This is a genomic window from Mesorhizobium sp. M0870, from assembly GCF_040319775.1.
Taxonomy (GTDB): domain Bacteria; phylum Pseudomonadota; class Alphaproteobacteria; order Rhizobiales; family Rhizobiaceae; genus Mesorhizobium.
In genome coordinates, this window is the sequence record NZ_JAMYOI010000041.1 from 26,308 (window position 1) to 51,670 (window position 25,363).

General features: G+C 57.8%; 12 protein-coding genes and 8 pseudogenes. 13 read left to right on the forward strand and 7 right to left on the reverse strand.

Annotated elements, in window-relative coordinates:
- Nucleotides 1-1,105 precede the first annotated feature (1,105 nt).
- Nucleotides 1,106-1,309 (forward strand): integrase, encoded by a 204-nt coding sequence (locus tag NKH97_RS30520; RefSeq protein ID WP_352799534.1) that lies wholly within the window; start codon nt 1,106-1,108, stop codon nt 1,307-1,309.
- Between the two features lie 79 nt (nt 1,310-1,388).
- On the opposite strand, the pseudogene NKH97_RS33375 reads toward NKH97_RS30520, so the two are convergent.
- The 7 genes and pseudogenes from NKH97_RS33375 to NKH97_RS30545 form a co-directional block, all read right to left on the reverse strand.
- A pseudogene (locus tag NKH97_RS33375) lies at nt 1,389-1,582 on the reverse strand (transposase zinc-binding domain-containing protein); the annotation flags it as partial.
- 4 nt (nt 1,583-1,586) lie between these two features.
- Nucleotides 1,587-2,430: pseudogene (locus tag NKH97_RS30525) on the reverse strand (tyrosine-type recombinase/integrase).
- A gap of 408 nt (nt 2,431-2,838) precedes the next feature.
- Nucleotides 2,839-4,080: a pyridoxal phosphate-dependent decarboxylase family protein gene (locus NKH97_RS30530; protein WP_352799536.1), complete on the reverse strand. Its 1,242-nt coding sequence runs from the start codon at nt 4,078-4,080 to the stop codon at nt 2,839-2,841.
- Between the two features lie 91 nt (nt 4,081-4,171).
- Nucleotides 4,172-5,476 (reverse strand): hypothetical protein, encoded by a 1,305-nt coding sequence (locus tag NKH97_RS30535; protein ID WP_352799538.1) that lies wholly within the window; start codon nt 5,474-5,476, stop codon nt 4,172-4,174.
- Nucleotides 5,451-6,264 (reverse strand): annotated as a pseudogene (locus tag NKH97_RS30540) (amidase family protein). The gene NKH97_RS30535 and the pseudogene NKH97_RS30540 overlap by 26 nt, the downstream one beginning before the upstream one ends.
- A gap of 174 nt (nt 6,265-6,438) precedes the next feature.
- Nucleotides 6,439-6,583 (reverse strand): annotated as a pseudogene (locus tag NKH97_RS33380) (LysR family transcriptional regulator); the annotation flags it as partial.
- Nucleotides 6,584-6,810: 227 nt separating this feature from the next.
- A pseudogene (locus NKH97_RS30545) lies at nt 6,811-7,356 on the reverse strand (OmpW/AlkL family protein); the annotation flags it as partial.
- Between the two features lie 436 nt (nt 7,357-7,792).
- Here NKH97_RS30545 and NKH97_RS30550 point away from each other — a divergent pair.
- The 12 genes and pseudogenes from NKH97_RS30550 to NKH97_RS30610 all read left to right on the forward strand — a co-directional run.
- Nucleotides 7,793-8,548 (forward strand): 4'-phosphopantetheinyl transferase family protein, encoded by a 756-nt coding sequence (locus NKH97_RS30550; RefSeq protein ID WP_352799540.1) that lies wholly within the window; start codon nt 7,793-7,795, stop codon nt 8,546-8,548.
- Nucleotides 8,549-9,079: 531 nt separating this feature from the next.
- Nucleotides 9,080-9,325 (forward strand): hypothetical protein, encoded by a 246-nt coding sequence (locus NKH97_RS30555; RefSeq protein WP_352799542.1) that lies wholly within the window; start codon nt 9,080-9,082, stop codon nt 9,323-9,325.
- A 120-nt stretch (nt 9,326-9,445) separates the two neighbouring features.
- Nucleotides 9,446-10,262: pseudogene (locus NKH97_RS30560) on the forward strand (IS5 family transposase).
- Between the two features lie 245 nt (nt 10,263-10,507).
- Nucleotides 10,508-10,855: a helix-turn-helix domain-containing protein gene (locus NKH97_RS30565; RefSeq protein ID WP_502897108.1), complete on the forward strand. Its 348-nt coding sequence runs from the start codon at nt 10,508-10,510 to the stop codon at nt 10,853-10,855.
- Between the two features lie 26 nt (nt 10,856-10,881).
- Complete coding sequence (locus tag NKH97_RS30570; RefSeq protein WP_352799560.1) at nt 10,882-10,932, forward strand: hypothetical protein; 51 nt, start codon at nt 10,882-10,884, stop codon at nt 10,930-10,932.
- Between the two features lie 62 nt (nt 10,933-10,994).
- Nucleotides 10,995-12,184, forward strand: a protein-coding gene (locus NKH97_RS30575) for an IS3 family transposase (protein ID WP_352799546.1) whose coding sequence is annotated in 2 segments (ribosomal slippage) — nt 10,995-11,244 and nt 11,244-12,184 — 1,191 coding nt in all. Because the reading frame shifts where the segments join, the coding sequence is not laid out codon by codon here.
- Nucleotides 12,185-13,044: 860 nt separating this feature from the next.
- The gene (locus NKH97_RS30585) at nt 13,045-14,325 is read left to right on the forward strand and encodes an ATP-grasp domain-containing protein (RefSeq protein WP_352799548.1); all 1,281 of its coding nucleotides are present in this window, start codon (nt 13,045-13,047) and stop codon (nt 14,323-14,325) included.
- Between the two features lie 290 nt (nt 14,326-14,615).
- Nucleotides 14,616-17,801 carry a non-ribosomal peptide synthetase gene (locus NKH97_RS30590; protein ID WP_352799550.1) on the forward strand — a complete coding sequence of 1,062 codons (3,186 nt, stop codon included), beginning with the start codon at nt 14,616-14,618 and terminating at the stop codon, nt 17,799-17,801.
- 14 nt (nt 17,802-17,815) lie between these two features.
- Entirely contained in the window at nt 17,816-21,688 is a 3,873-nt protein-coding gene (locus NKH97_RS30595; RefSeq protein WP_352799552.1) for a beta-ketoacyl synthase N-terminal-like domain-containing protein, read from the forward strand.
- A 78-nt stretch (nt 21,689-21,766) separates the two neighbouring features.
- Nucleotides 21,767-22,603, forward strand: a complete 837-nt coding sequence (locus NKH97_RS30600; protein ID WP_352799554.1) for an SDR family NAD(P)-dependent oxidoreductase — start codon at nt 21,767-21,769, stop codon at nt 22,601-22,603.
- Nucleotides 22,604-22,644: 41 nt separating this feature from the next.
- Nucleotides 22,645-23,546: pseudogene (locus tag NKH97_RS30605) on the forward strand (IS110 family RNA-guided transposase); the annotation flags it as partial.
- Nucleotides 23,547-24,000: 454 nt separating this feature from the next.
- A pseudogene (locus tag NKH97_RS30610) lies at nt 24,001-24,887 on the forward strand (IS66 family transposase); the annotation flags it as partial.
- Between the last annotated feature and the right edge of the window lie 476 nt (nt 24,888-25,363).

Here is a 25,363-nt window from a genome sequence, read left to right on the forward strand (position 1 = left end):
ACAGCCCGGGCTTAGTCTCTCGAGTTCGCGAAGAAATTCACGCTGGAAAAACATGCAGGGCTGCGATGGCCCTGGTGTTCTCTGGCCTGCTGAAATGGGGAACCTTCGCAAATCCTTCGTTGGTGGAGGGATTGAGCACCGGCAATTTAGGCTCAGCCACCCATTGGCCATCCACGAGGCATGGCGCCGGCGCTCTCCCATTTCGGGCCTCTTGGTTGTCTTGGTGCGTTCAGCGATTTCACTAGCGGCACGCTTCTCCAATTCAAAACCGCGCATAGTCATGTAATTCCAACCTCGTCGAGCGATGACACTGGGCCTCATGCGTGAAGGCGGCCGTTGCCCTGTCAATGAAGGATCGGTCGATCTGCTCGACCTTCCAAGAGCGGCGCGTCACTGCCGGCCCGCACCCGTCGGTAGCGCCAGAGCCACGGACGTGGTCGCTTCCACCGCGATAGCCAGATCGTTCATTCGCTAACAGTCCCCTTAGTCTTAGCGGCGACGGATTCGCAGCGGGTAGCTCCTTGGGCCATTCCGGTCTTTAAGACCCAGTGGCAAGGCGGTCACGCACCTTGCCTATGCGCGCGCCGGTATCATCACACCAGAAACCGGCTGAAGGAGGCGCAGCGCGGAGATGTTCGAGCTCGGATTTTGGTGCTCTAACGGCGCGACTTGGTTGCCTCGCTCTGCAGAGCCAGAAATGCCTCTCGATGTGCATCGATTTCGTAGCCGGTCGGCATATTGTTGCCGCTTCATTAAATCATCATAGTCCGGGCGGCTGCCGTCAAATGCAGTTTATATATCGTCGTCATCTAGAAGCGATATAGACGCTGCCCTGATGTGTGGTTGGCCTGCGATACCGGAACCGCAATGTGCTAACGTGCGGCCCCAGGAAGCGCATATACAAACGGCTTGGAATACTCCCACCAACCCCCTCTTATGATCCTGTCCTACCATCTCAGACCTTGGATTCCGAGGATTGAGGTTAGAAGGATGCGAGAACCGATTCGCCAACGTAGATCGGGGTCGAGTAGATCAGCCGCTGCTCGAGCGCATCCTGCCTCGACAAGAACGCATCTCGCCCCACCTGCTGAGGCACACATGCGCGATGATCATCCTGCAAGCAACGCAGGACATCCGTAAGGTGTCGCTGTGGCTGGGGCACGCCACTCTGACGACTGAAATCTGCACGTGTGGCGATCCGAAAGAAAAGCTCGACGCCATGGAATGGAGCGTTCCGCCACATCTGCGGCGCGGCGCGTTCCAGCCGTCCCACAGGCTCATCGCGCTCGTCAATCGCCCTTCATCATGAGGAGCAGAGTTGGCGGCCGCACACACAAGAGCGCGATCAAGTCGCTGCCAGTCTCTCCATTACAGGATCTGCCCATAGGGCAGGAATAATAGGAGATGCGGATACTACCGCAATCGTCGCAGGCATCGATGTGCCCGCCGAGCCTGGGTTGTCCGGCAGGCTTCGATCGCACCCATGACGCGTCGCTCGCCGGCCCAGATGACCGGCGTCCTCACGCCTGTAGGAGTTCCCATTTCGTCGCAAGATGTCGGCGACTTCGAAGGTGGGGCGCAACCGATCACGATTCCGGCGGAGTCACCTCCAGTCGTAATCGATCGAGCGGACTGGCCTTCGATCGGATCCTGTCGGTGGAGACTTGCGTGTAGCGCGCTGTCGTCGGTGGGCGTGGCCATAGCAGAACCTGGATGATGCGGATATTGGTCCCGTTCTCGAGCAGGTGAATGGCAAAGGAATGCGGCAGCGTATGGACGGTAACGTGCTTGGAAAGACCCGCCGCCGCAACCGCCGAACGGCGGGCGGAATGCAGCACCCACGGCTCGATCGGCTTGTCAGGACCGCGTCCAGGAAACAGAATGTCATTGGCCGCGCCAAGCGCCAATAGCTGCGCAGAATACCGAGCAGTTCCAGCGACAGCATGACGTAGCGGGTGCCGCCTTTGCCACGCGTGATGTGGATCACCATCCTTGAGCTGTCGATATCGTTGGCGCAAAGACTACAGACCTCCGAGACTCTGAGACCAGCGGCATAAGCTGTTGTCGGAGCCACCCGCCATTAAGCTGGACACGGCTTGCAGAAATCCGACCACCTCGTCGCTCGAAAAAACAACCGGCAACTGGCGAGGCTCGCGCGCATACGGAATATGCTCCGGGATTGTTTGCGGGCCGAGCGTTACGCCACAAAGGAACGGCGTGCGCAGACGATCTGGTTCAATCCGGACCAGGATATGCCCGTAGACACAAGGTGGACCCGGAAGGCGTGGACCTCGTCTAGGCCGAGCCGATCCGGTGATCGGCCGAAGGGACCGCTAAACTTTCCGACTGCATAAAGATAGGTTCCGGAGAAAGATCGCCGACCGTCATGTCCTCGATCATCGGGCGACGCAGAGGGCTCATCTCGGCCATCTCGATCTCCTGTCTGAAGGATGGGTTTGGAACACCGAATCCTCTCATTGTCGAGACTGGCGGCTTAGTTCAATCCGCAACTTATTATTGATCCGTTGGATCTCTCCTTCTCTCCGACGCCAGTCTCTTCGAAAGGTCGAACGACCTTCGGGCAACCGGCACCTCGTCTGGGACGGCGTAGGCCACCCTCCCAAGCGCCGGTAGCAGCGTGGATCTTGGACGAGTATGCGCGACCGTCAATGTCTCACTGGTAAAGAACGGATGAGGCTGACGGCCCTATGAAAGATGTCACCGTGCAGGGAGTGTGCCCGGATCATCGACAAAAGCGCCAGCGCCGATCTCGACATTTCGCTGATTGTCGGGCTCAACCACGAGACCTTGAAAAACACCTGCGTGTCCTGCACGTAATTAATAGGTGTTTTTGTCGAACTGTGACGTTAGGCCGTGCTTTCGCACGGTGGCTACGCTATCTGAGAGATCATCAAGATACTCGTCGTAGGTCTTCGCATGAACAGGATTTACCGCCATCTGGATAGAGGGAGCGGGCCGCTCCGAGCGACCGATGAACCAACCTTTGTTTCCCATCTGGTCTGCAACGGCATTAATCTCGATGTCCGGATCCGCACTCTTGTAGGCGAAGATGCACAGCTCATATGGCCGAATGACCTCAAGCCCCTCGATGGCATCGATGCCCGCGGTAAGACGTTCGACGGTGTCTAAGGTGATTTTGGCGAGGCGCTTATATCCGTCGTTCCCGAGCACATTCATCACAGCGTATGCAGTGGCGATCGCGCCGCCAGCCCTGGTGCCCTGGTTTGATTCCGATTGATACGTCCCTCTGGCCCAGTCAACGGCGAAGTGTGCGAACTTTTTGTCCTCAGCGGAGGCGAAGAGCACAAGCGACGCGCCTTTTGCCGCGAAACCATACTTATGAATATCGGCCGAAAGGCTTCTCACCCCCGGGACGCTCAAGTCAAAATCCAGAATGCGCTTGCCATTCATACGTGCGAACGGTGCGAGAAATCCGCCAACGCAGGCATCCACATGCAGCCAAAGATCATGCTTAAGGGCGACCTCTCCGAGCTCGGCGATGTCATCGAACGTTCCGGCTGCATAGTTGGGGGCGGAACCGACGATCATGATCACACTGTCGTCCAGCGCCCCCTTAAGCTTATCTAGATCAAACTTGAAGTCGTGCTCACGCATCGGGAGGCGTTCGACTTCAATTTCCATCAGACCCGCAGCGCGATTGAATGCCGGATGGGCAGTCTCAGATAGAAGGATCTTGTAAGGTCGCCTCTTGCCGCTCTGCTTCGCCCATTCACGCGCGGCCTTCATGGCCAGCAGAATGCTCTCGGTTCCGCCTGAGGTGAAAATCCCCCCACTCTGGTCCGAACCGCCCAAAAGCATCAAACCGCGGCGGATTACTTCGTCTTCCATTCGCCGGAGGCTCGGAAAGGCACGGCCTTTTCCAAGCCCGTTCTCGACGATATACATTGCGTATGCTTCGCGCTGGATATTTAGCAACTCCTCGTCGAAGTAGTAGATATACGAGGGGAGCCGCCCACCCTTCCAGTCGTAGTCCAGATCCTTGAAAGCCTCCATCTCCGCGCGGACTTCATCCCACGCACGTCCATTTGCCAGTGTCATGTCAGCTCCTGATCGCGGGCACATGGCCCGTTTTAGTTGGAAGTGTAGCTAGGGCGGCGTTGAGCGCGGCACTATCTGGCCGGCGGCCGGACTATCGATTTCGCATCTGTCTGATCCGGGTCTCGCTCGCTTTCGCATGCCAAGAACGCGTCGGCTCTTGCTTCATACGGGCAAAGGCGAGCGCAGCGCCGTAGTCATCGCTCAAGGGATTGAGGCCGGCTTGCGTCGCTGTCTCAGCGCGTAGGATGGCGGCGCGCCTTTCCGTCTGCGCAAACTCGCGGGCGAAACCGTCTGGCGCTGGAGACTTTGCCTTCGTGCCGCCGGCCTTGTCGCCTTTGCTGGTCTCGCCTGGAATGATGGTCGCCCGGTTCATTGCCCTGCTGTAGCGGGACTTTAGGTGCTCAACGAGCTTGTCGTCGGCCTTGGCGATCTCTCCGCCGAAGGCTTGTGCAATGCGCACGTCCACGGCATTAGGCTTATCGGCCTTCCCCGGCCCTGTGTTGACATCTCCAGGTTCGCCGACAAGCGAACCCGCCAAGTCGCCCATTTCAACAGCCGGCCGGTTCTTCAGGAATTCCTGCATACGACCGTTGAGGCCGTCCAGGCCTTCAACGCCAGTCAAGATGGCCGACTGTGGGCTTACGGTGAAGCGCAGCAAAGCCGCCTCCCAGCGGTCGCCTAACTCTTCAGCCCGGCGCAACAGCTGCTCATCAATGACGCCGCCGGCATCTTTGGCAGATGCTTTCATGTTATTGATACCAGCTGCACCGCCGTTGAGAGCGTTAATGAAGTCGGCACCACCTCGGCCGAAAGCCTCCGTAACGAGAACTATTTTTTCTTGTTCAGAAGCGGCATTGCGGACCAACTCGGCATAGCTCGCAAGCAGCTGCTCTGACGTCTTAATCTGGCCGTTGGTATCGCGGATGGCGATGCCGTTCGCCTTCAGGATATCAGCAAGCCGGCCGCCTTCCGTCGCTACCTCACCGATGCGCTTCGCAAACTGCTCCATGCCGGTTTCAAATCCGGACTGCTCTACGCCGGCCTGCGCAAAGCCGAAGCCGAGTTCCTGCAAGGCGGTTGTCGACAGGCCAATGCGGTCGCCCGTGTCGTCCAAGTGCGAAGCCATGTCGATCGTGTCGAGTGCTTTTTTGAAGAGCGCAACTGGTGCCAGCGCGGCCCTGGCGGCAACACCGACGCCCGAAAACATGCCAATGAGATCGCCCTTCAGCCCGCCGCCGATCTTGGCAAACGACGCGTCCAGGCGCGATGTCATGGTCTTTGCGCGCTGCTCAATCTTGTCGAAGTCTGACGCGTCAGAAATACGAGCGCGGTGGAAGCTTCGCTCAAAATAACTAGCTCTGGCGAGGAGGTTAACTTCGAGAATTTGGTCTGCCATGGTCGTTCCTATCCAAAGAGGTCTTCACTGCTTTTTTTGCCCTGACAAGAAGGCAAACGGGCAACTGGTCCTGTGCCTGGCACGGCACTGTCGCCGCGTAGCAGTCAAAGAAGTTGGCTATCTCATTGCGACCGATCGGATATTCGAGCCGCTTCGCCTGCTCTTCATTGTCCAGACCCGAAATCCGTGGCGCCAGTATGGATACGGTCGGAATCAGTAGAGCATGGAAGCGGTCCATCAGATCGGCGAGACGGCCGTGCACGGCGTAAGTCTCGCCAGGATAAGCGTCGCGCCAAAAACCCGGCTCGACCTCGGGCCAGGAGAATTCAAGAACGGTCGCGCCTGCAGCTGAAAGGTATTTTAGCATGGCGTTAAAGTCGGCGGCGACTTCCGGATCCAGATCGTCGAGGACCATGCTAGTCGAAACGCCAAAGGAGAGCCCACGCAGTGGCAACTCAGGAAGCGGGCGCCATGGCGTATCAGCCGGCACGGCGTCGATTATGGCACACGATTCGTTCTGGCGATCGCGCCGATGGTATCGAACATCATAGAAAGAGCCCCCCCTGCCTGGGCACACGCCCCCCGAGCGTTTGAAACCCGCCAAGCCACAAAGTGCGGCGGCCCCCCGGATAGAACCACCGGTATCGGTGCCTAGCGCTGCAACCACACTGCCGTCTGCTACCCTGGCAGCCGAGCTGGACGAGGATCCACCGATCCGGGTCCCAGGGATTGCGCGGCCTGCCGAACTCGCGGTCATTTTCCGTGTTCGCAAACGCAAACTCCGACATGTTCGTTTTGCCGATGATAACTGCCCCTACCGATAACCCAACCGTTTCGCCTTCCTCTGCGATTTAGTCGCGATAGTTGCATACGGTCAAATATCGAATGTCGCCCAAAACCATCTCGAATCCAGATTGATACCGCTTAAGGGCCGCGACAAGCCATAGTGCTGGAAGGATTTCCTAAGCCCGGTCCGGAACCGTGGCTGACCAGTGCTTGCCCTCAATCAAAGTCTTTATGACCTTGGGTCAGCTTGCGGACTGCGGAGACGGCTGGAGAGCGCTCAGCCTTTGGGTTAACAGCGAGAACAACGGAACGGGTAATCACCGATCGACGATCTTACCGTCGTGACTTGGCCTTGAGCAGGCTGCGGCCAAGTCAGCCCGAGAGCCTGCATCTGGTCGACGGATGAGAATGGACACGGATGTTGGTGTGTGCAGGCAACCTTCGAATGATCCGACGGCCGACTTCAATGCGGGGCTGACGGTAAAAGGGCGCACGAGGCGCCCTTCATTCCAGATCGGCTGTCAGCAGGCCGCCTTCACCATTCGTTGCTAGAACCGGTAGGTGACACCTGCGCCTATCAGCCAGGGATCGAGCGAAGCCTTCCCCGTCAGCTTCGCGCCGTCGACCGTGACGTCGAAGTCTGGCTTGAGGAAAAGCTTCTTCACGTCGAAGTTGACGCCCCAGTGCTGATCCACCATGTAGTCGAACCCGACCTGTAGCGCAGTGCCGAACGTGTTCTTAACCTTGAGAGCGTCGGCGCTGCCGATACACTGGTTATAGAATATCGTGTAGTTCACGCCGGCGCCGACATAGTGCTTGAAAGCGCCGAAGTTGGTAAAATGATACTGCAATGTGAGCTTAGGCGGCAGCAGCCAAACCTTGCCTATATTGCCCAGCCCGCCGATCGTTCCTTGGCCCTCGATGTTTGCATAGGTGGTACCGAGTATGAGCTCGGCGGCGATGTTGTCCGTGAAGAAATAGGAGATATCGAGTTCCGGCGTCACCGTGTTTGAATAGGAAAGACCGGAGCCGGGCACTGCATTGACGTAGCCCAAATCTTCAGTGATGACCCCCAACCCACGCAGGCGGATTTGTTTCAGGGGCTTCGGTTCAAAGTCGTCGTCGCACATCAACGGTCGGCCCAGACCTTGAAGTCGAGTCAATCCTCGGAGAACTCGACCAGTTCGCGGTGAGTTGAGTTTTCCTCGGCGCACACCGAGTTCGCTCAGGGGACCCACAGGCGGTCACGGTTAGACTCGTTGTCGGATCTTCGACGATGTCGGACATGATGCAGTGCTATCAGAATGATCGCACTGTTCTGAAATGATTTTCCTAGTTGGCACGACCCATGCTCGGGCTATCCCAAACGCGCTGCGGCACAGACTGAGGAGAAATCATCGATGATCACGCTCGCCGAACATGCGGTCGCCACCGCGAAAACTGAGCTTTCCGAGCCGAAGGAGAACCTTGCGTTTGTCTACAGCGATGGGGTCTAGGCTGGGCCCTGTGGCGGTGAGCGCGGCCTCCAGCATGCGCGCCTCAGCCGTCAGGCACCTTATTGCTCTTTCTGCCCGTTCGCTTGGATTTCTTAAAGACGTGACCTTGCACGACACGGGATACGTCGATGCGGTTCTTGTACATGGCCGGTTCGATTTCGAGTGCTACACGGAAGATCTGTTTCATAAGCTCGCCTTGGCCTTCCCTCCCAGCTTGTGCACGGCACTACCGTTGCGCCGTGCCGAATTTCTGGCCGGTCGCGCGATGGCGAACGCGGCGTTGCAGGCGCTGGGCCAACTTACTACTGAGATTCCCATCGGTCCCGACCGCGCCCCAGTCTGGCCAAAAGGCTCAGTTGGTTCAATCACCCATGCGCGGGGGCATTGCGCCTGTTTCGCCAAAGGCGATCCAGGCTGGCAAGCCGGTGTCGACGTCGAGGCGATAGCCAGCGGCCACGCGCTGGAATCGATCCTGAGCGTGACGGCTAACCAGCGTGAACGTGCCTTGATTGCACGACAGACGGCGCTCCCTCCAGATCGGCTAGCAACGCTGCTCTTTTCGGCAAAGGAGACACTTTTCAAAGGACTGTACCCGGTGGTGCGGCGCTTTTTTGGGTTCGACTGTGCTGAACTACTGACGCCCCCTACGAACGGATGCTTGCGGCTGCACCTAACACAAACCCTTTGCAGGGAATTACCTGCGGGCGAATCCTATGACATCCGCTTTAATACCACCGCCGACTGGGTATTGACTTGGCTAGCCGTGCATCGGTTACGGAGGCAAGCCTGATTACCCGAGCCGCATGTAAACCTAGCGGTCTGCCCTTTTTCCTTTCGAGGTAATCAGGTGCACCTTACGTGATTTTAGCTTTGAACAAACATCATAAAGTCTTCGAACCACTGGATATCCCCTATTGGGAGATATCGACCGGCACATCTGCCAGCGATCGAGGCCCAACGTCTTGGTGCTGCTGAGTAGGTGCGGACGAGAATCGCAGTGGCCCGCCTGGCCTTGGCCGAGATCGCATCGCGGTTAGCGCCCCGGCCTGAGACAGCCGATTCCGTCCGGCGGATCCTCGTCGCGGTCTCTCCGACGTCACCTTTTGCAAACGATGCGCGTCGTCAGCGCCTTGCGCTGCTCAGACACACACTCCACTTGCTTGAACATTTCCTTGCCCGGGCGGACGAAGCTGTCGCGACCGGCCTCGGCTCGAAACGCCCAGATCCTGGTATCGGTCACCGTCCCTCGGCCGAAAAGATGAAGCTGTATTGATGACGGTCGCTGGTCGTGCCATCCTCCGGATCATAGAGTTCCCCGGGCTTGCCGTCGAATGCCAGCGCGCTGGATATAGCGCAGATGAGCGCGCGCCGACTGAAGTCGCTTTCCGGGCTCGACGAGACGGGACTTGACGACGAGGCGCGGCTGGAAGGCGGCGAAGTGGTCACGCGACGCAAGCTCGCGGCAGACGGTTCGTGTGATGGCGCAAAGCCGAGGTCTGGGACCACCAGACGTGACGATGATCACCTGCTGGACGCGTGCGAAAAATCGAACGATATTCTCTATTAGTATCTCAAGCCAAGAACCGCGTATTTCTCCGGTTTCTGGATCGCCGATCAGTGCTGAGGCCGTTTTGAAAATCGGCTTACTGAGGTTTCGTCTGAGGCTGGGTTATGATTCAAGCTGTGGATGTGGACAAAGCAGAGCCGTGGCCGGATGGTCCAGATCGCCAAGAAGACCAAGCGCTACCCGTCTGATTTGAGGAGTGGGAGCAGTTCGCGCCGCTGATGCCCAAGCCTGGGCGGCGTGGCCGTCCGCGCGAGGTTGATTTTCGCGAGGTGATCAATGCGGTGCGCTACCTGGTCCGTTCGGGTTGCGGCTGGCGGATGCTGCCGATCCACTTTGGACCCTGGCAGACGGTCTATGGCTGGTTTCGAGAGCTGGCGCGGCGATTTTTGTTCCAGACCATCCACGACGTGGCGCTGATGCTGGATCGTGAGCGGGCCGGGCGCGAGGCGAGCCCGTCGGCGGCGGTGATCGACAGCCAGTCTGTCAAGGCTCCGCAAGCAAGAACAAGGGGTTACGACGCCGGCAAGAAGATCGTCGGACGCAAGCGCCATATGGCAGTCGATACGGATGGGCGGCTGTTGATGGTCAACTTGACGCCGGCCGATATCTCCGACAGCGCCGGCGCTCAGGCGGTCTTGGATGGTATCCGCCAGCGCTGGCCCTGGGTGAAGCATCTGTTCGCCGACGGCGCCTATGATCGGCTAAAGCTCATGGACAAGGCCGCTATCTGGACTTCGTCGTTGAGATCATCCGTCGATTCGATGACCAGAAGGGCTTCGAAGTCTTGCCCCGACGCTGGGTCGTCGAGCGGACCTTCGGCTGGATGACAAGATGGCGCCGCCTCGTGCGCGACTACGAGCAGCGCATCGACGTCTCTCACGCAATGATCCTCGTCGCAATGGGCGCAAACCTCATCCGCCGAAACGCTCATGCTTGAATTTCAAAACGGACTCTGAGCCAATATTCACTATCAGCCGGCGAGCCGAAACCAATCGGATCGAGCTTGTTGGTGCTGCCGCTGAGTGTTGCTCCACTGGAAGTGAAGACACATCTCCCAAATCTCACCTGTCCTGAGCGTCACGGCCTTGGAGGCTATAATACGCACGGTCTTGGCTTCTGTCTCTTTTGTGATTTTGGCCGATTTGCGCGCCGTGATTCCCTATTGCCGAAGGAAATTCGGCGATGGGATCAGCGGTGAAGTTGCCGACGGACTTTCCGGCGGGAGAGCTTCGCCGTCTTGCTCGGAACTCAAAGGATGTGCGCCATAGCAGCCGGCTGTTGTCGATCGCGGCGGTTCTGAACGGCATGAGCCGGGCCGATGCGGTCCGGATCGGCGGGATGGATCGCCAGACGCTACGCAACTGGGTGCATCGGTTCAACACGGCCGGCCCCGATGGTCTTGCGGACCAATGGGCGCCGGGACCAGCGTCCCGGTTGTCGCATGAGCAGCGGGCCGAACTGGCCGCGCTTGTGGGAGAAGGGCCGGATCGTGCTGTCGATGGCGTCGTTCGCTGGCGGCGGATGACGTAAAGAAAGCCATCAAGGACCGCTTCGGCATTGATTATGACGCGCGCTATGTCGGGAAGCTGCTGCACAAGCTCGGCTGACCTTGCCCCCCCTGATCTAATCCGGTTTGAAGTTCGTTCTGGCCCATCGAGAGGACCAGGACATGAAACGTAACCGCTTCTCTGAAGAGCAGATCATCGGAATTTTGAAGGAACACGAGGCCGGGGTGTCGGTTGCCGATCTGTGCCGCAAGCACGGGGTCAGCGACGCCTCGATCTACAACTGGAAGGCCCGCTTCGGCGGGATGGATATCTCCGAGGCTCGGCGACTTAAGGCGCTGGAGGACGAGAACACGCGGTTAAAGCGGCTTCTGGCCGACGCGATGCTCGACAATGCCGCGTTGAAGGATCTTGTGGGAAAGAAATGGTGACGCCCGCGGCCAAGCGGAAAGCTGTCGCTCGCCTGAAGGAAGGCTTTGGGATGAGCGAACGGCGGGCGTGTAAAGCCATCGGCTGTTGCCGCATGATGGTTCGCTACGAGACCAGCAGGCCGGACGACCGCGAGGTTCGCGAGCGGATGAAGGCGATCGCGCAGGAGCGCCGCCGGTTCGGCTACCGGCGTCTTCTCGTGATGCTGAGGCGGGAGGGCCTGGTCGTGAACCACAAGAAGCTGTTCCGGCTCTATCGGCAGGAGAAGCTCGCCGTTCGCCGCCGTGGCGGCCGCAAACGGGCGATCGGGACCAGGGCGCCGATGCTGGTGCCGCTGAGGCCCGACGAGCGCTGGTCGCTCGACTTCGTATCGGACCAACTCACCGACGGGCGCCGCTTCCGCATCATGGCCGTCGTCGACGACTGCACGAGAGAGTGCCTGGCACTCATCGTTGATACGTCTCTCTCGGGCATGCGGGTTGCCCGCGAATTGGACCGGCTCATTGCCGAGCGCGGCCGGCCGAGGATGATCGTCAGCGACAATGGCAGCGAGTTCACCTCGAACGCCATCCTCTCCTGGGCGGATCAGAACCGCGTCGAATGGCATTACATTGCGCCCGGCAAGCCGATGCAGAATGGCTTCATCGAGAGCTTCAACGGCCGACTGCGCGATGAACTGCTCAACGAGACGCTGTTTACCTCGCTGGCCCAGGCGCGCGTAGCAACCGCCCTGTGGCGCGCCGACTACAACACCGCGCGTCCGCACTCCCAAATCGCCTGGCAGACCCCGGCCGAATTCGCCAGCACCTTCAATCCGCGACGGTCGCTCGCGCTCCGCTATGCCAACTGCTCCGCGCCAACGACCGTCGCTTCACCCGCCCAGCAGGGCACAACCCACGCCGGAAACGAACTCAAAATTGGATAGAAACTGGGGGCAAGGTCACGGCTTCTCCACATGAGTGTGCGACCGCGTCATCGGTGCACGACGCCTCATCGAGGAATTCAAAAAAGACTGGCCTCGCACGCTGAAGGCGCATCTTTGCGATTTGCAGCCGCGCACAAGGTGGAGATCTGGTTCCAGGACGAAGCAACGATCGGCCAGAAGAACGGGATTGTACGGAGTGGGCCAGACGCGGCCGCGACAGCCGACCGAACAGCACTACAAGAGCGCCTACTTGTTAGGCACCGTCTGCCCAGCACGTGGCACGCGGCGGCTCTCGCACTGCCGTTTGCCGATACCGAGGCCATGCAGCTCCATATCAACGAGATGAGCCGCAATGTCCCCTTGCCGGACTCGTCATGGATCGCGGCGGATGGCACACCACCGCAACCTGAACATACCCATGCCGCATCCGGCTGGCCCTCGCCGCGCTGCCCCGAGGGGGCACCAAAGCCCCCATGAACCCAACCCTCAGAATGATGCTGTTGAAACCGAGCCCCAGCGATCGCATCCAGCAGCACAGAGAGGAAAAGCCATGGAACACCATGTGGGACGGGATTCAGATACTGCCAAAACGACAGGCGGGCTGGCCGGGTTGAATCTCGTTCCCTATCTGGTCGAGCATTTCCCTCGCCCATCGCAAGAGCAGGAACTCGCCAATGTTCTTCAGTGTTAAATCTGCCGTTGCAACACAGCCGTCAACAAGAATTCACAAAATCTTTGCGACTTCAAATCGCCGAGGATGATACATAAACCACAAGATGTGAGATCAGGGTCGGCTGACAAGGCTGATACCGATTTGTCTTGGCTGTCGTCAAGCACGCAAAGTCGGAGTCAACAAACCAATGGTAAGAAGAGCTCTTATCCTGATTGAAGGCCACAAAGGTAATGGTCTAGAATACGTCCAAGCAGCCCGGCGCCTCGGCCTTTATCCAATTACTCTCTCCGCTGATCCAACTCAATACGACTACGTTGCAACGGACAGCGTTCAGACAATCCGTGTCGAAACAGACAATCTCGAAGCAATGATCCATGAATGTTCCCAGCTACGCACCACGTATGACATTGCCGGCATCACTGGCTTCTCGGGTGACGATGAGTCGGTCTACGTGGCAGTTGCCAGGCTCTGTCGACATTTCGATCTACCGGGGCCGGACCCCGCATCGATTGAACGGTGCTGCGACAAGTTCGTTCAACGTGAGAGCTTGGCGGAGGCCGGCGTCCCAATGCCTGCTTATCGCTTGGCCGCAAATGCCACGGAGATAGAAACTTTTGCGGCTGAGATCGGCTTGCCGGTAATTCTCAAGCCTGCCGAAGGTAGCGGTAGTAAGGGTGTCCGATTGTGCCGCAGCATTGATGAGTTGGTTGAACATACGAGCTATCTCCTAACGGGCGAGTACATATGGCGCTCCTCACCAAAGATATTAATCGAAGAATTCGCAGACGGCCCCCTTTATAACGCTCAGATAATGGGCAACGAGATTATTGGAATTGCTGAGAGTGAGTTCGGCCCGCCACCACACTTCGTTTCTCGCGAGCTTACCTTTCCGATTCTGCTGCCTGATCAGGAGCATGAACGTATTGCGGATGTTTCGCTAAGTTGCTTGCAAGCTCTCGGCCTCGGATGGGGGCCAACAAACATTGAATTCCGATGGACAAAGCGCGGCCCAACCATGATTGAGGTCAATCCGCGTCTTGGCGGTGCCCCCGACCCACAACTGGTCCAGCTCGCTTACGGCGTCGATCTTATCACGGAGCACGTCAAGCTTGTCATCGGCGACGAATGGAATTTGGCCAAGAGGCATTCGCACACTGCGACTGCCCGAAAGCTAATCGCTGATCGCGATGGTATCCTTGAACGGATCGATGGCGATGGTCGGGCGGCTGCTATTCCAGGCGTCGCCGAGGTTAGATTCTACGTTCAGCCCGGTACGCCGATCATCACAAAAGGAGATTCTCGAGACTGCATCGGATATGTCATCGCCTCTTCACCGAGCCATGCTCGGACCAAAGCGACACTCCAGCGTGCCGTCGACTTAATAAATTTGTCGATCACGCCCTTTGCGGCGCCGAGCGAACGGGAACAATTTGACCACTCATACCCTTCGGCTGCGGGTCGTTATTGACGTGTATCCGCCTGTATACTGTCAACGCTTGGCCGGAGTGTTATAGGTATATGAAACCTGTTGAAGATAGAGTATATTGAGAGATCATATGTTTTTAAACGTAGTTACAGAATTGTCATGGCACATCCATGGAAAGCGGTTTTATATGCAAAAGAGTGTATTATGTAATAGTCTGGTTGATATGCTGTACAGGACTGGTTAAATATATTGTCATTAAATATATTGTCAATCTACTACAGCGTTACCGTATGTACATTTCTCTGCGAAAGGATGCGACTGGAGGAACCCTGATGGATCATGTTACCTGTCCACTATCACATGGCCAGATGGGCCTTTGGATACACCATCAAAAACGCCCGACCGGTAGCGAATATAATCTACCTGTAGAACTGCGCCTTGGGGCGCGGTTCGACATTGAAGCCCTACGGCGCGTGCTCCAATCATTGATCGACCGACACGAAATGCTACGCACGACCTTCCACCAGGAAGGCGAGAACGTGGTTCAGCTCATTCATGAGACAGCCTGCCTAAGTCTTCATGTCGTTCGGCTACAAGGTCACGAAGAGGCTGACTTCCATCGCTCTATCGCTGCGGAAGCTCGCTCGCCTTTCGATCTGGAACATGGGCCGGTGTTTCGCGCTCACTTGTTCATCAGCGACGCCACGGAAGAGGTTCTTCTCCTCAATTTCCATCACATCATTTCCGACGCCTACAGCATTCGCACTTTCCTGCATGAGTTCGGCAGGCTGTATCAGGCGTTTTGCGGCAATACGGAAATATTGGATCTGGCCAAGCCGGCTCCTTACCGGGACTTCGTTGCCTGGCAGGAGCGGCTCCTTGCTAGCGACGACGGAGAACGGATGTGGGCGTACTGGCGCAGCCAATTTGTGCATCATGACCCCGACCTGGCCCTTCCGACCGACAAACCGCGAACTGAGCCCGCGACGCACACGGGGTCAGTTTTCTCCCTGGATATTGATAAGCCTCTGGTCGCACGCTTGGAGCGACTGGCGCATCAGGAAAAGGTAACGCTCGCCACCGTACTGCTTGCTGTCTATTACGTCTTGCTACATCGTTATTGCGACCAAGACGACATCACGGTTTACGTGCCACGTCTCGGTCGTCCGGCAGAAGATTTCTCGGGGACCTTCGGCTACTTTGTGACTCTGGCGGCCCTACGGCAGGACCTTTCCGGAAATCCAATTTTCCTCGACCATCTGCACAGGGTGCGTGAGCTTATGCGCTGCGCGCGCAGCCACGAGTATTTTCCTCTTCCCTTGCTGCTGGAGAAACTCAAGCTTCCCCTCACACCTGCTCGCAATCCCCTGGCGCAGGCAGTTTTCAACTTCACCCCGGAACGGGTGAGCTCTCTTGGCTTCACGCCATGCGAGGTCAACCTGTCCGGCTTGCCTGCGCAAATTCGGTTTTGCGAGACCGATATATGGGTCGAGCTTGATTTTCGAATTCTGGCCGGCAAAGATACTATGCGCCTTGACGTTGTATACAACGTGGATTTTTGGGATTCTTGCAACATCGAGAGGCTGGCGAAGCATTATCAATCGTTGCTTGAGGTGATAGCAGATGCGCCAACCCGGCGAATAGGCGAATACAGCTTTCTGTCGGCAGAGGAGGAGCACCAGCTCCTGAAAACTTTTAACGACACAGCTTCAGGTTTTCCGACCGACACTTGCCTGCACAACCTCATCGAAGCGAACGTTACCGCTTATCCAGACAATATCGCGGTCAGCTGCCCATCGGAGGTGCTCAGCTATGCCGAACTTGATCAAAGGGCAAACAGGCTTGCCCGTCATCTGATTGCAAAAGATGTCAGCTTGGGAGACGTCATTGGGATTCTCCTTGAGCGCTCGTGCGATCTCGTTATCGGATTTCTAGCAATCTTGAAGGCGGGGGCTGTCTATCTTCCCCTAGATCCGCGCCTACCTGCCCAGCGCCTGCGTTTCATGTTGCGTGATGCAGGCGCTACCGCGGTCATCAGCAAAACTCAGCTAAAGGAGCAGACGTTCGGGGAAGACCCATCGGGCTTAAATACGGAAAACGCGAATGGATGCACGGTGGTTCTCCTCGACAGGGACCGTACCGAAATTGCTTTGCATCAAGTCACGCCCCCTCACCGTCTCGCCGCTCCTTCCGATTTGGCTTATGTGATCTATACATCCGGCTCCACGGGTCAGCCGAAAGGCGTGATGATTGAACATCGCAGCGCCTGCAACATGGCCGAGGATCTAAAACGCACTTACCAGGTGGGGCCGGATAGCCGGGTATTGCAGTTCGCTTCCTGCGGATTTGACGCATCGTTGTTTGATTTCATGCTGGCCTTTTCTTCTGGTGGTCGATTGTGCTTGGCGCCCCCATCAGCGTCGCTGCCTGGAGCAGAGCTTATCCAGTTCATGCGCCGTGAGCGCATCACTGCTGCGGGACTTACACCGACGGCGTGGAGCTCCTTACCGTCGACTGATCTTCCTGATCTTACGGTGATCAAATCAGGCGGAGAGCCCTTGCCGTTAAGCCTCATTGAACGATGGGGCGAAAAGCGCCGTATCTTCAATTCCTACGGGCCAACCGAAACGACAGTTTACTGCATAAGGACCGAGGTGACAGCTGACGGGCGAAAGCCACCTATTGGACGCCCCGCCCGCAATACCACGGCTTACATCCTTGATCGCTATGGAAAGCCGGTGCCTATCGGCGCAATCGGTGAACTTTACATTGGGGGCGCCGGTATAGCCCGCGGCTACATCAATCGCGATGAACTCACGCGCGAGGTTTTCCGGCCAAACCCCTTCGATGATGAACCGGAAACCAGGTTCTACAAAACTGGGGATCGGGCCCGCTATCGGGCAGATGGCACGGTTGAGTTCCTGGGCCGGAAGGACGGACAGATCAAGATTCGCGGGATGCGGGTTGAGCTTGCCGAAATTGAGGAGTGCCTGATGAAGCACGAACACGTCAAAGCGTGTTGCGTCGCTGTGACAGGCGATGCCGATGAGAATGCGAGCCTGACAGCCTATGTGGTGACGCGACCCGAGAGTTCGAAAGATACCGATGAACTTCAGACGTTTCTGCGCGCCGCGCTGCCTGGCTACATGATTCCCTCACAGTTCGTGTTCCTTCCCCAGCTACCGACCAATCGCAGTGGCAAGATCGATCGACACGCTCTTCTCGAGCCGAGGAGAAACGCCTCGAAATCAAAAGCAGCAGCTGTTCCGACCGGCACGTTGCAGACGAAACTGGCTGAGATCTGGAAGGACGTGCTGAAACTAGACTCTGTTTGTGCAGAAGACAATTTCTTCGACGTTGGCGGACATTCCCTAGCTATCGTCCAGGTTCAGGCACGTATCCAAGATCGTTTGGGCATTGATTGCAAGATTCTGGATCTTTTCGAGCACCCCACCATAAGAACGCTCGCAGCGCACTTGGCAGCAATCCCCGCAGCTTCTCCCCCCCTCAAAAATTAAGGAAACGAACTGGCATGGCCACAAGTGGAGACGAGCTCAAACAAGACCGCAATGCTGTCGCGATCATCGGTATGGCGGGCAGGTTTCCAGGGGCGGAGAACGTGGATCAATTCTGGAGCAATTTGGTCGATGGCATTGAGTCCATCGCAGATCTGGATGAACAGACATTGCGAGAAGCAGGCGTCGATCCCGCTACGTTTGGCAAGCCCAATTATGTGCGGCGCGAAGCCGTTGTCTGCGGAGTTGACCTATTTGATGCAGCGTTTTTCGGCATCTCGCCTAAGAAAGCTGCGTGGATGGACCCGCAACAACGCGTTCTGTTGGAAACAGCGTATCAGGCGCTCGATCATGCGGGATACGGATCTCGCGAGACGACAGAAGACCGCGTCGGCGTCTTTGCCGGTGTGGGAGCCAACCACTATCTCGCCGACCGCGAAGCGAGCCGCAATCTGCTGGATTCAGAGAAGTTGCAGATTCGCATTCTCAATGGCTGCGATTTCACGGCCACGCGAATCGCCTATAAGCTCAACTTGACCGGCCCCTGCGTCTCAGTTCAGACGGCCTGCTCCACTTCGCTGGTTGCTGTCCACCTCGCTTGCCAGAGCCTGCGCAGCAATCAGTGCGACATGGCGCTGGCAGGCGGTGCATCGATTTCTCTGCCGCACGGAAAAGGCTATCTCCATCAACAGGGCCACATCTTATCCCCTGACGGCCATTGCCGTGCGTTCGATGCTAAAGCTCAAGGGACGGTGAGAGGCAGCGGAGCAGCGGTCGTCGTCCTTAAGAGGCTAAGCGATGCCTGTAGAGACCGGGATTACATCTGGGCAGTCATAAAGGGAACCGCCATCAATAATGATGGTGCGGCAAAGGTGGGGTTCACTGCCCCTAGTGCTGTCGGACAGGCGGCGGTGATCCGAGCTGCCCTCGCCGATGCTGACGTCCCAGCGGATACAATTGGCTACGTGGAGGCGCACGGAACGGGAACCCATCTTGGAGACCCCATCGAAATCTCCGGCCTGACCAAGGCCTTCCGCTCCCAGACCGCAAGGAAACAATTCTGCGCAATAGGGTCCGTGAAGACCAATATCGGCCATCTCGACGCCGCAGCGGGTGTAACGGGATTGATCAAGCTCGCTACAATGCTGAACAAAGGCATCCTTCCCGCTAGCCTCCATCTCGATGAGCCCAACCCAAATATCGACTTTCAGGGGAGCCCGGTTTTCGTAAGCAGGACCTGCACCGCTTGGTCCAAAGGTGAAGGGCCACGTCGCGGTGGGGTCAGCTCATTTGGCATTGGTGGCACGAATGCACACTTAATTCTCGAAGAGGCTCCGCCGCGAACGGGTGAGAAAGGCGATCATAGGCTGCACGTCTTTCCAGTATCGGGGGCAAGCAGGTTTGCACTAACCGAAATGCTCCGAAAACTGGCCGGCTTTATGCGGCGAAGCGACGTCGAGCACAGCGCAGCAAATATCGCGTACACCCTGCAAAACGGTCGAGCCGCTCTCAGATATCGCACAAGTTTCGTGGAATCCGATCTGGTGCGACTGGCCGACCAACTTGATCAGGCGGCACTGAATGCAGGCGAGTCGCGAGAGGTGTCAAGCAGTGAACGCCGCAGCGTGTTCATGTTCTCAGGCCAGGGTGCGCAGCAGATCGGAATGTGTCGGGAGCTTTATCAACGGGAGCCTATATTCCGCAGCGCTATCGACGAATGCGCAGAGTCGCTTAACGAATTCGCACACGTTGATTTCCGCCCATTGCTCTACCGCGAAGGCAAATCTGATAATGAGCGTGAGCCTCAACTGGAAGCAGTCATACAACCTGTCATCTTTGCTACGCAATATGCAATGGCGAAGCTCTTCATCTCGTGGGGCATTTTCCCTGGAGCTGTGATCGGGCACAGCATCGGAGAGTATGCAGCCGCTCATATCGCCGGCATCATTTCGTTACCCGATGCCATTCGACTGACACTGATAAGGGGACAGTTAACGTCCCGTGTGCCTGCTGGCGGGATTGTTGCAGTCGGCCTATCGCCTGAAGAGCTCCGGCCTTATTGGAACAAAAGCCTGTCATTGGCGGCTGTAAACGGACCGCGTCAGTGCGTGGTCTCGGGCCCGTCATCTGAGATCGTAGCGTTTGCAGAGCAACTGCAAACTAACTCTATTGACAGCAAACGAATAAGCGTTAGCCATGCCGCTCATTCAACCTTGCTGGATCCAATCCTGCCGGAGTTTAGGATTCACGCAGAACAAGTCGAGTTGCACGCGCCGCAAGTACCTTTTATGTCAACGGTGACGGGTGACTGGCTTGGAGCGGAACCGCCGCTTGATGGCGGCTACTGGGTCCGCAATCTCCGCGAGACAGTGCAGTTCCTTCGGGCTTTCGATGTGCTGGTGCAATCTGGCCATGAGCTGTTCATCGAGATGGGGCCTGGCGCAGCCCTAACCAGACATTCCAGGCAGGTCAAGGCAAACAGGGAATTACCCGCCCTCGAGGCCTTTGCCGCCCTGTCGGAAGACGATGAAGGGCAAGGCGATCGCGCGAGACTGTTACAGACGCTTGGCAGGCTTTGGACCTCCGGGGTTGGCATCGACTGGTCTGGCTTGCATGGCCAACAACCGCCGCAGCGTACGCCCCTCCCTGCCTACCCTTTTGATCGCAAGCGTTATTGGCTTGACGCGGTAGCCATGAATGAGCCCAGACAAAATGCATATCTGAATCAACCTAATACTGCAATGATGGCCGTCGATGACCCGGCAGGCGAAGAAGCGCGCGGTCTCATTGTCGCTGATATGTCTGGTGACGCAGCTTTGGATACCCAAATTGCGGCGACGTATCGGGACATTCTGGGCTTGAATGACGTTGCCCTGACAGACAGCTTCTTTGATCTTGGTGGTGATTCATTGAGCTCCTTAAGCGTCATCAGCCGCCTTGAGCTCCTCACGGGTGAGAGATTAGCTGTTTCTCTGCTGTTGGAAAATCCGACACCACGAGGGCTTGCGATAGCCCTATCGGAGACCATTGGAGGCGCACGTTCGAATGCATTAGTGCCGATTCAGACCGGCGGTTCTCGCGCGCCTCTGTTTTGCCCTCACCCTATTGGCGGACAAGTGTTGATTTATATGCCTCTTGCCAAAGCGCTAGGCCCGGAGCAGCCGCTCTTCGGCCTGCAGGCACGCGGTCTGAACGGCGAGGCCAGACCTCACCGGAGCATCCCTGTGATGGCGCGAGAATACATTGACGCCATGAAAAGCGTACAACCACACGGCCCTTATCAAATCGTCGGCTTGTCCATGGGTGGCAGCATTGCTTGGGAAATGGCCTGCCAATTGAGCGATTCTGGTGATGAGGTAAGTATACTTGGTCTGCTTGATGCGAAAGCGCTTCACAATCAGGAAGATCACACAAGCGAGCGCTATTACGGTCTGCTTGGCAATCGACCCGTACCGGCGTGGCTGAGCCAGCAAGCGGTCACAATGAGCCTCCTTTTTCCTGCGCTCAAAAAACATTGGAGACAGCTGAAACAAACCAAACGCGACCGGCATGTAATTTCCTTGCTCGCTTTCGGAAGGCAGGCAGGAGATCTTCCAGATATGACCGAACCGCAACTCAATCACCTTCTGACGGTTGCCGAGGCAAATAGCATTGCATTGCGCGATTATATTCCTCGGCGCAACGACAGCAGGTCCGTTCTTTTCGCGGCCAAGAAGGGAATACGCATGTCGACCAATCTACCAAATGGTGATCTTGGATGGCAGCAATTCGTGCGGGGGCGCTTAGAAATTCACGAGGTGCCTGGTGACCATTACACGCTGATCAGTCCGCCGCATGTGAGTGTCCTCGCGAAGAAACTTAATACCTATCTCAATCGAGACCCCGCATAATGTATAATTTACACGCCTCGTCATCATCAGCTTTAGATGGCCAGTCACGCTTGTATTCTTTGAGAAGGAAAACCAGCGATGTGTAATTTTTCCGGCAAGGCGGCACTCGTTACCGGCGTCGGGGGCAAGGGCGGAATCGGCCGCGCGATCGCCATTCGTTTTGCGCGCGACGGCGCCGATGTAGCTGTCACTGCTCTACGGCCGGTTGGGTCAGAAGCCTTGACAAGTGGATGGCGGGGTGCAGCCTCAGTGGCCGACGAAATTGGCACAATGGGCAGACGGTCGATTGCCACGTTCGGAGATATATCAGATGCCGCTGCAGTTGATCGGCTGATCGAAGAGTCCGTCGCCGCGCTTGGACGGATCGACATCTTCGTTGCGAACGCTGCGTCCGCTCCAGGCAGTGATCGCGTTCCGGTGATTGATCTCCGGGAGGAGGATTTCGATCTCGTCCAGCGCGTCAACGTAAAGGGCACATTTTTATGCTGCCGGGCAGTCGCGCGACATATGTTAGCGCGCGGCGGTGGTGGACGCATCGTCATCATGTCTTCCGGCTTAGGCAAGCGAGGTCTACCGCGCAACTCTGCGTATTCGGCCTCGAAGTTCGCCGTGAACGGCTTGGCCCAATGTCTCGCACATGAGCTTGCTCCTGAGGGAATTACTGTTAATGCCGTTTGCCCGGGAACTGTGGAAACAGAACGGTTGGTCAAAATCGCTGAGGGTATGCGCGAAAGCAACGAGACCGTCGAGGAACGCCTGAACAAGACGCTTACTGAGGCCGTGGCCGAGACACCCCTCGGTCGACTCGGAACAGTCAGCGACGTCGCTAGTCTCGTGGCGTTTCTTGCCTCCGACGAAGCAAGCTTCCTTACTGGATTGTCAATCTCCGTTTCCGGCGGTGCGGTCATGATCTAGATGCCGTAATGGGCCGGCGCTCCTGTTGCAGCATTGCCGATCTGGGATTGCCGGTCATCCGCGTCGGCCTTGAGGCGGGCCCACTGTCGCAGTGGTTGCGCGAGGGTCTGGTCGACGCCGGCTTTGAGGTGGTGTTGCTGGAGGCACGGCGTGTGAAGGCGGCACTGTCGGCGATGCCGGTGAAGACGGATCGCAAGGATGCCCGCGGGATCGCGCAGTTGCTGCGCATGGGCTGGTACCGTCCTGTGCACGCCGCTGCAGATGCCCAGGAGGTGCGGGCACTGCTGGTCGGCCGCAAGCTGTTGCAGGCCAAGTTGCTCGACCTCAAGCTCAGCATACGCGGAATCCTACGCGGTTACGGGCTCAAGGTTGGCGAGGTGAGCCGGGGACGTTTCGAGGTTTCGAGGCGCGCATTCGCGAACTCATCGAAGGCCACGACATGCTTGCGACGGTGATCGGCGTGATGCTGCAGGCCCGGGCCGTATTGTGGAACGAGTTTACCGGGCTGAACCGCGCGATGCTGAAGATCGCCCGTGCCGATCCTGTCTGCCAGCGGTTGATGAGCGCGCCCGGTGTCGGGGCTCTGGTTGCAGTCACTTATCGTTCGGCGGTCGACAATCCTGGGCGGTTTGCAAAATCCCGAACCGTCGGTGCGTACTCCGGACTGAGGTCCAAGAAGTACCAATCCGGCGCGACCGACATCGACCGCGGCATCACCAAGGTCGGCGATGGAATGGTGCGAACCGCACTCTATGAAGCGGCCCATAACATGTTGAGGCGCGCCACGCGGTTCTCCCCCCTGAAGCGCTGGGCGATGGACGTGGCCAAGCTGCGCGGCATGAAACGGGCAAAGGTGGCGCTGGCCCGCAAGCTCGCCACCGTCCTTCACCGCTTGTGGGCTGATGCCATTCAGTTCCGTTGGCGCAAAGACACCGTCACCGCGGAAAGGAGGAACAAGGCAGCGAGGCAGGCCGCCGAGAGGCACTGCTTCTTCGAGGTCCCGTCGCTGTGACGAGGGCTTGGCAAGGTCGGGAGTAGTGCTGTGAAAGCTTCGGCAAATCACGCGTCCTAGCCTAGATTGACCTGCCGGCTTAAGGATCTGATGGCATGATGTGGCATTCTTGGTGCTGACCACGGACAGAAGCATGATCCCCTCGGCGTGATGATCACTCGAAGGACTTGACGAGTAAGGGCCCATCACAGAAGCACTACGTTTTTGGCAGGTCTTTCGCATCCAACTCGGCGCCGGAGTGTCCGCTGTACATTATACCATCGGTGCCGATTTCTGACTCGCTCCCCCGGATTCGGGATTCCTCCGCGACCCGATTTATGCGTCGCCACTAGCACAGCCCGGACCAGCCGCCGGTCTCTGCCGAGGTGATGCTGTCTGGCGAGAGATGGCACAAGATAAGCTGGAGGCGCAGCACAAAAGGTCGGCTGACATGGTGCGGGCTGAACGCGAAGCACGGTTGCTGCGGGTCGAAGCCGAGCGCGATGTGCGCAGACTGAGGCCTCCGCCTGGCAGGCCGAAGCGGCTAACGCGCAAGCCATGCTGTCCGACGCCGAGCGCGGATTGCGCATCTCGAGCTGCACATCGAGAAGCAGAAACGCGAATTTTACGAGCAGCGCTCCGAGCGCACGGCACGGCTGATCGAGCAGTTGGAATTGCAGCTCGAAGACCTCGTGGCCGCGGCGACCGAGGACGAGCTTGCCGCGGCCGCCGCGGCGACGAAGACCCAGAGCGTGCGTTCCTTCACGCGAAAGCGGCCGGTGCGTAATATAAGCCCTGGCCAGAGAATATCGAACGCGAGCGCGTCGTCATTGAGCCTCCCACCACCTACGCCTGCTGCGGCGGATCGCGGCTGTCGAAGCTGGCGAGGACGTGATCGAGACGCTGGAAGAGATCCCGCGCCGGTTCAAGCTGATTGAGACGGTGCGCGAAAAGTTCACTCGGCGCGACTGCCAGAAGATCACCCAGCCGCTGGCGCCGTTTCCATTTTCATCGGTACCAATTGCTGGCGACAATTCTATTCGACAAGTTCGGCATGCACACTCCGCTCCGTCAGAGCATGCGCTACAAGGCCGAGGGGGGATCGACCTGCCGCTGTCGACGCTGGCCTATCAGGTCCGCCACGGAACCTTCGCCGTCATGCCGCTCTTCCAGCTGCTCGAGCGCCATGTGCTCGCGGCCGAGCGCCTTCATGGCGACGACACCACCATCCGTATCCTGGCGAAGGGCAAGTGCGCGACCGGGCGTATATGGACCTATACGCGCGATGACCGCGCCGCCCTCATGCTTACCCTCATCACCACTGCTCGCCTTAACGACTTCGACCTGAAAGCTTGGCTTGCCGACGTCCTAGTCTAGTCCGTATTGCCGATCTTCCGCCTCGCGTCTGCACGAACAATGCCTTAGCATTGGAAGCGCCTGCGCGAAGCCGAAAAAACCGCCGATCAGCAGGCCGCCTGACCTTCACGCAACGTCATCATAGTGCCCGCCGCGCGCACGCGCGTGTGCCAATCTGCGGTCTCCGCAGTATCCGGCGGACCGTCGTATGGGAGGATCGTGTCGACGCTGCTGGACGAGGCCCGCCCCGGCAGACTCGGGACGATCGACGGTGATCAGATCGCGCGGTGATCGAGCGGCGCCAGCCTCTGTATCGCTTCTTGGTCTCGGTAGTGTGCTGAGAGTTCTGCAAATTCGCTGAGAGAGGGCGGTCATGGCAGGCTGGTGATGTTCAACGTCACCGATTCCCGCGA

Coding starts and splice junctions, on each gene's coding strand:
- NKH97_RS30565 (WP_502897108.1), top strand. CDS start 10,508: ATGGGATCAGCGGTGAAGTTGCCGACGGACTTTCCGGCGGGAGAGCTT.
- NKH97_RS30530 (WP_352799536.1), bottom strand. CDS start 4,080: ATGACACTGGCAAATGGACGTGCGTGGGATGAAGTCCGCGCGGAGATG.
- NKH97_RS30585 (WP_352799548.1), top strand. CDS start 13,045: ATGGTAAGAAGAGCTCTTATCCTGATTGAAGGCCACAAAGGTAATGGT.
- NKH97_RS30520 (WP_352799534.1), top strand. CDS start 1,106: ATGATCATCCTGCAAGCAACGCAGGACATCCGTAAGGTGTCGCTGTGG.
- NKH97_RS30535 (WP_352799538.1), bottom strand. CDS start 5,476: ATGGCAGACCAAATTCTCGAAGTTAACCTCCTCGCCAGAGCTAGTTAT.
- NKH97_RS30590 (WP_352799550.1), top strand. CDS start 14,616: ATGGATCATGTTACCTGTCCACTATCACATGGCCAGATGGGCCTTTGG.
- NKH97_RS30550 (WP_352799540.1), top strand. CDS start 7,793: ATGCGCGCCTCAGCCGTCAGGCACCTTATTGCTCTTTCTGCCCGTTCG.
- NKH97_RS30600 (WP_352799554.1), top strand. CDS start 21,767: ATGTGTAATTTTTCCGGCAAGGCGGCACTCGTTACCGGCGTCGGGGGC.
- NKH97_RS30595 (WP_352799552.1), top strand. CDS start 17,816: ATGGCCACAAGTGGAGACGAGCTCAAACAAGACCGCAATGCTGTCGCG.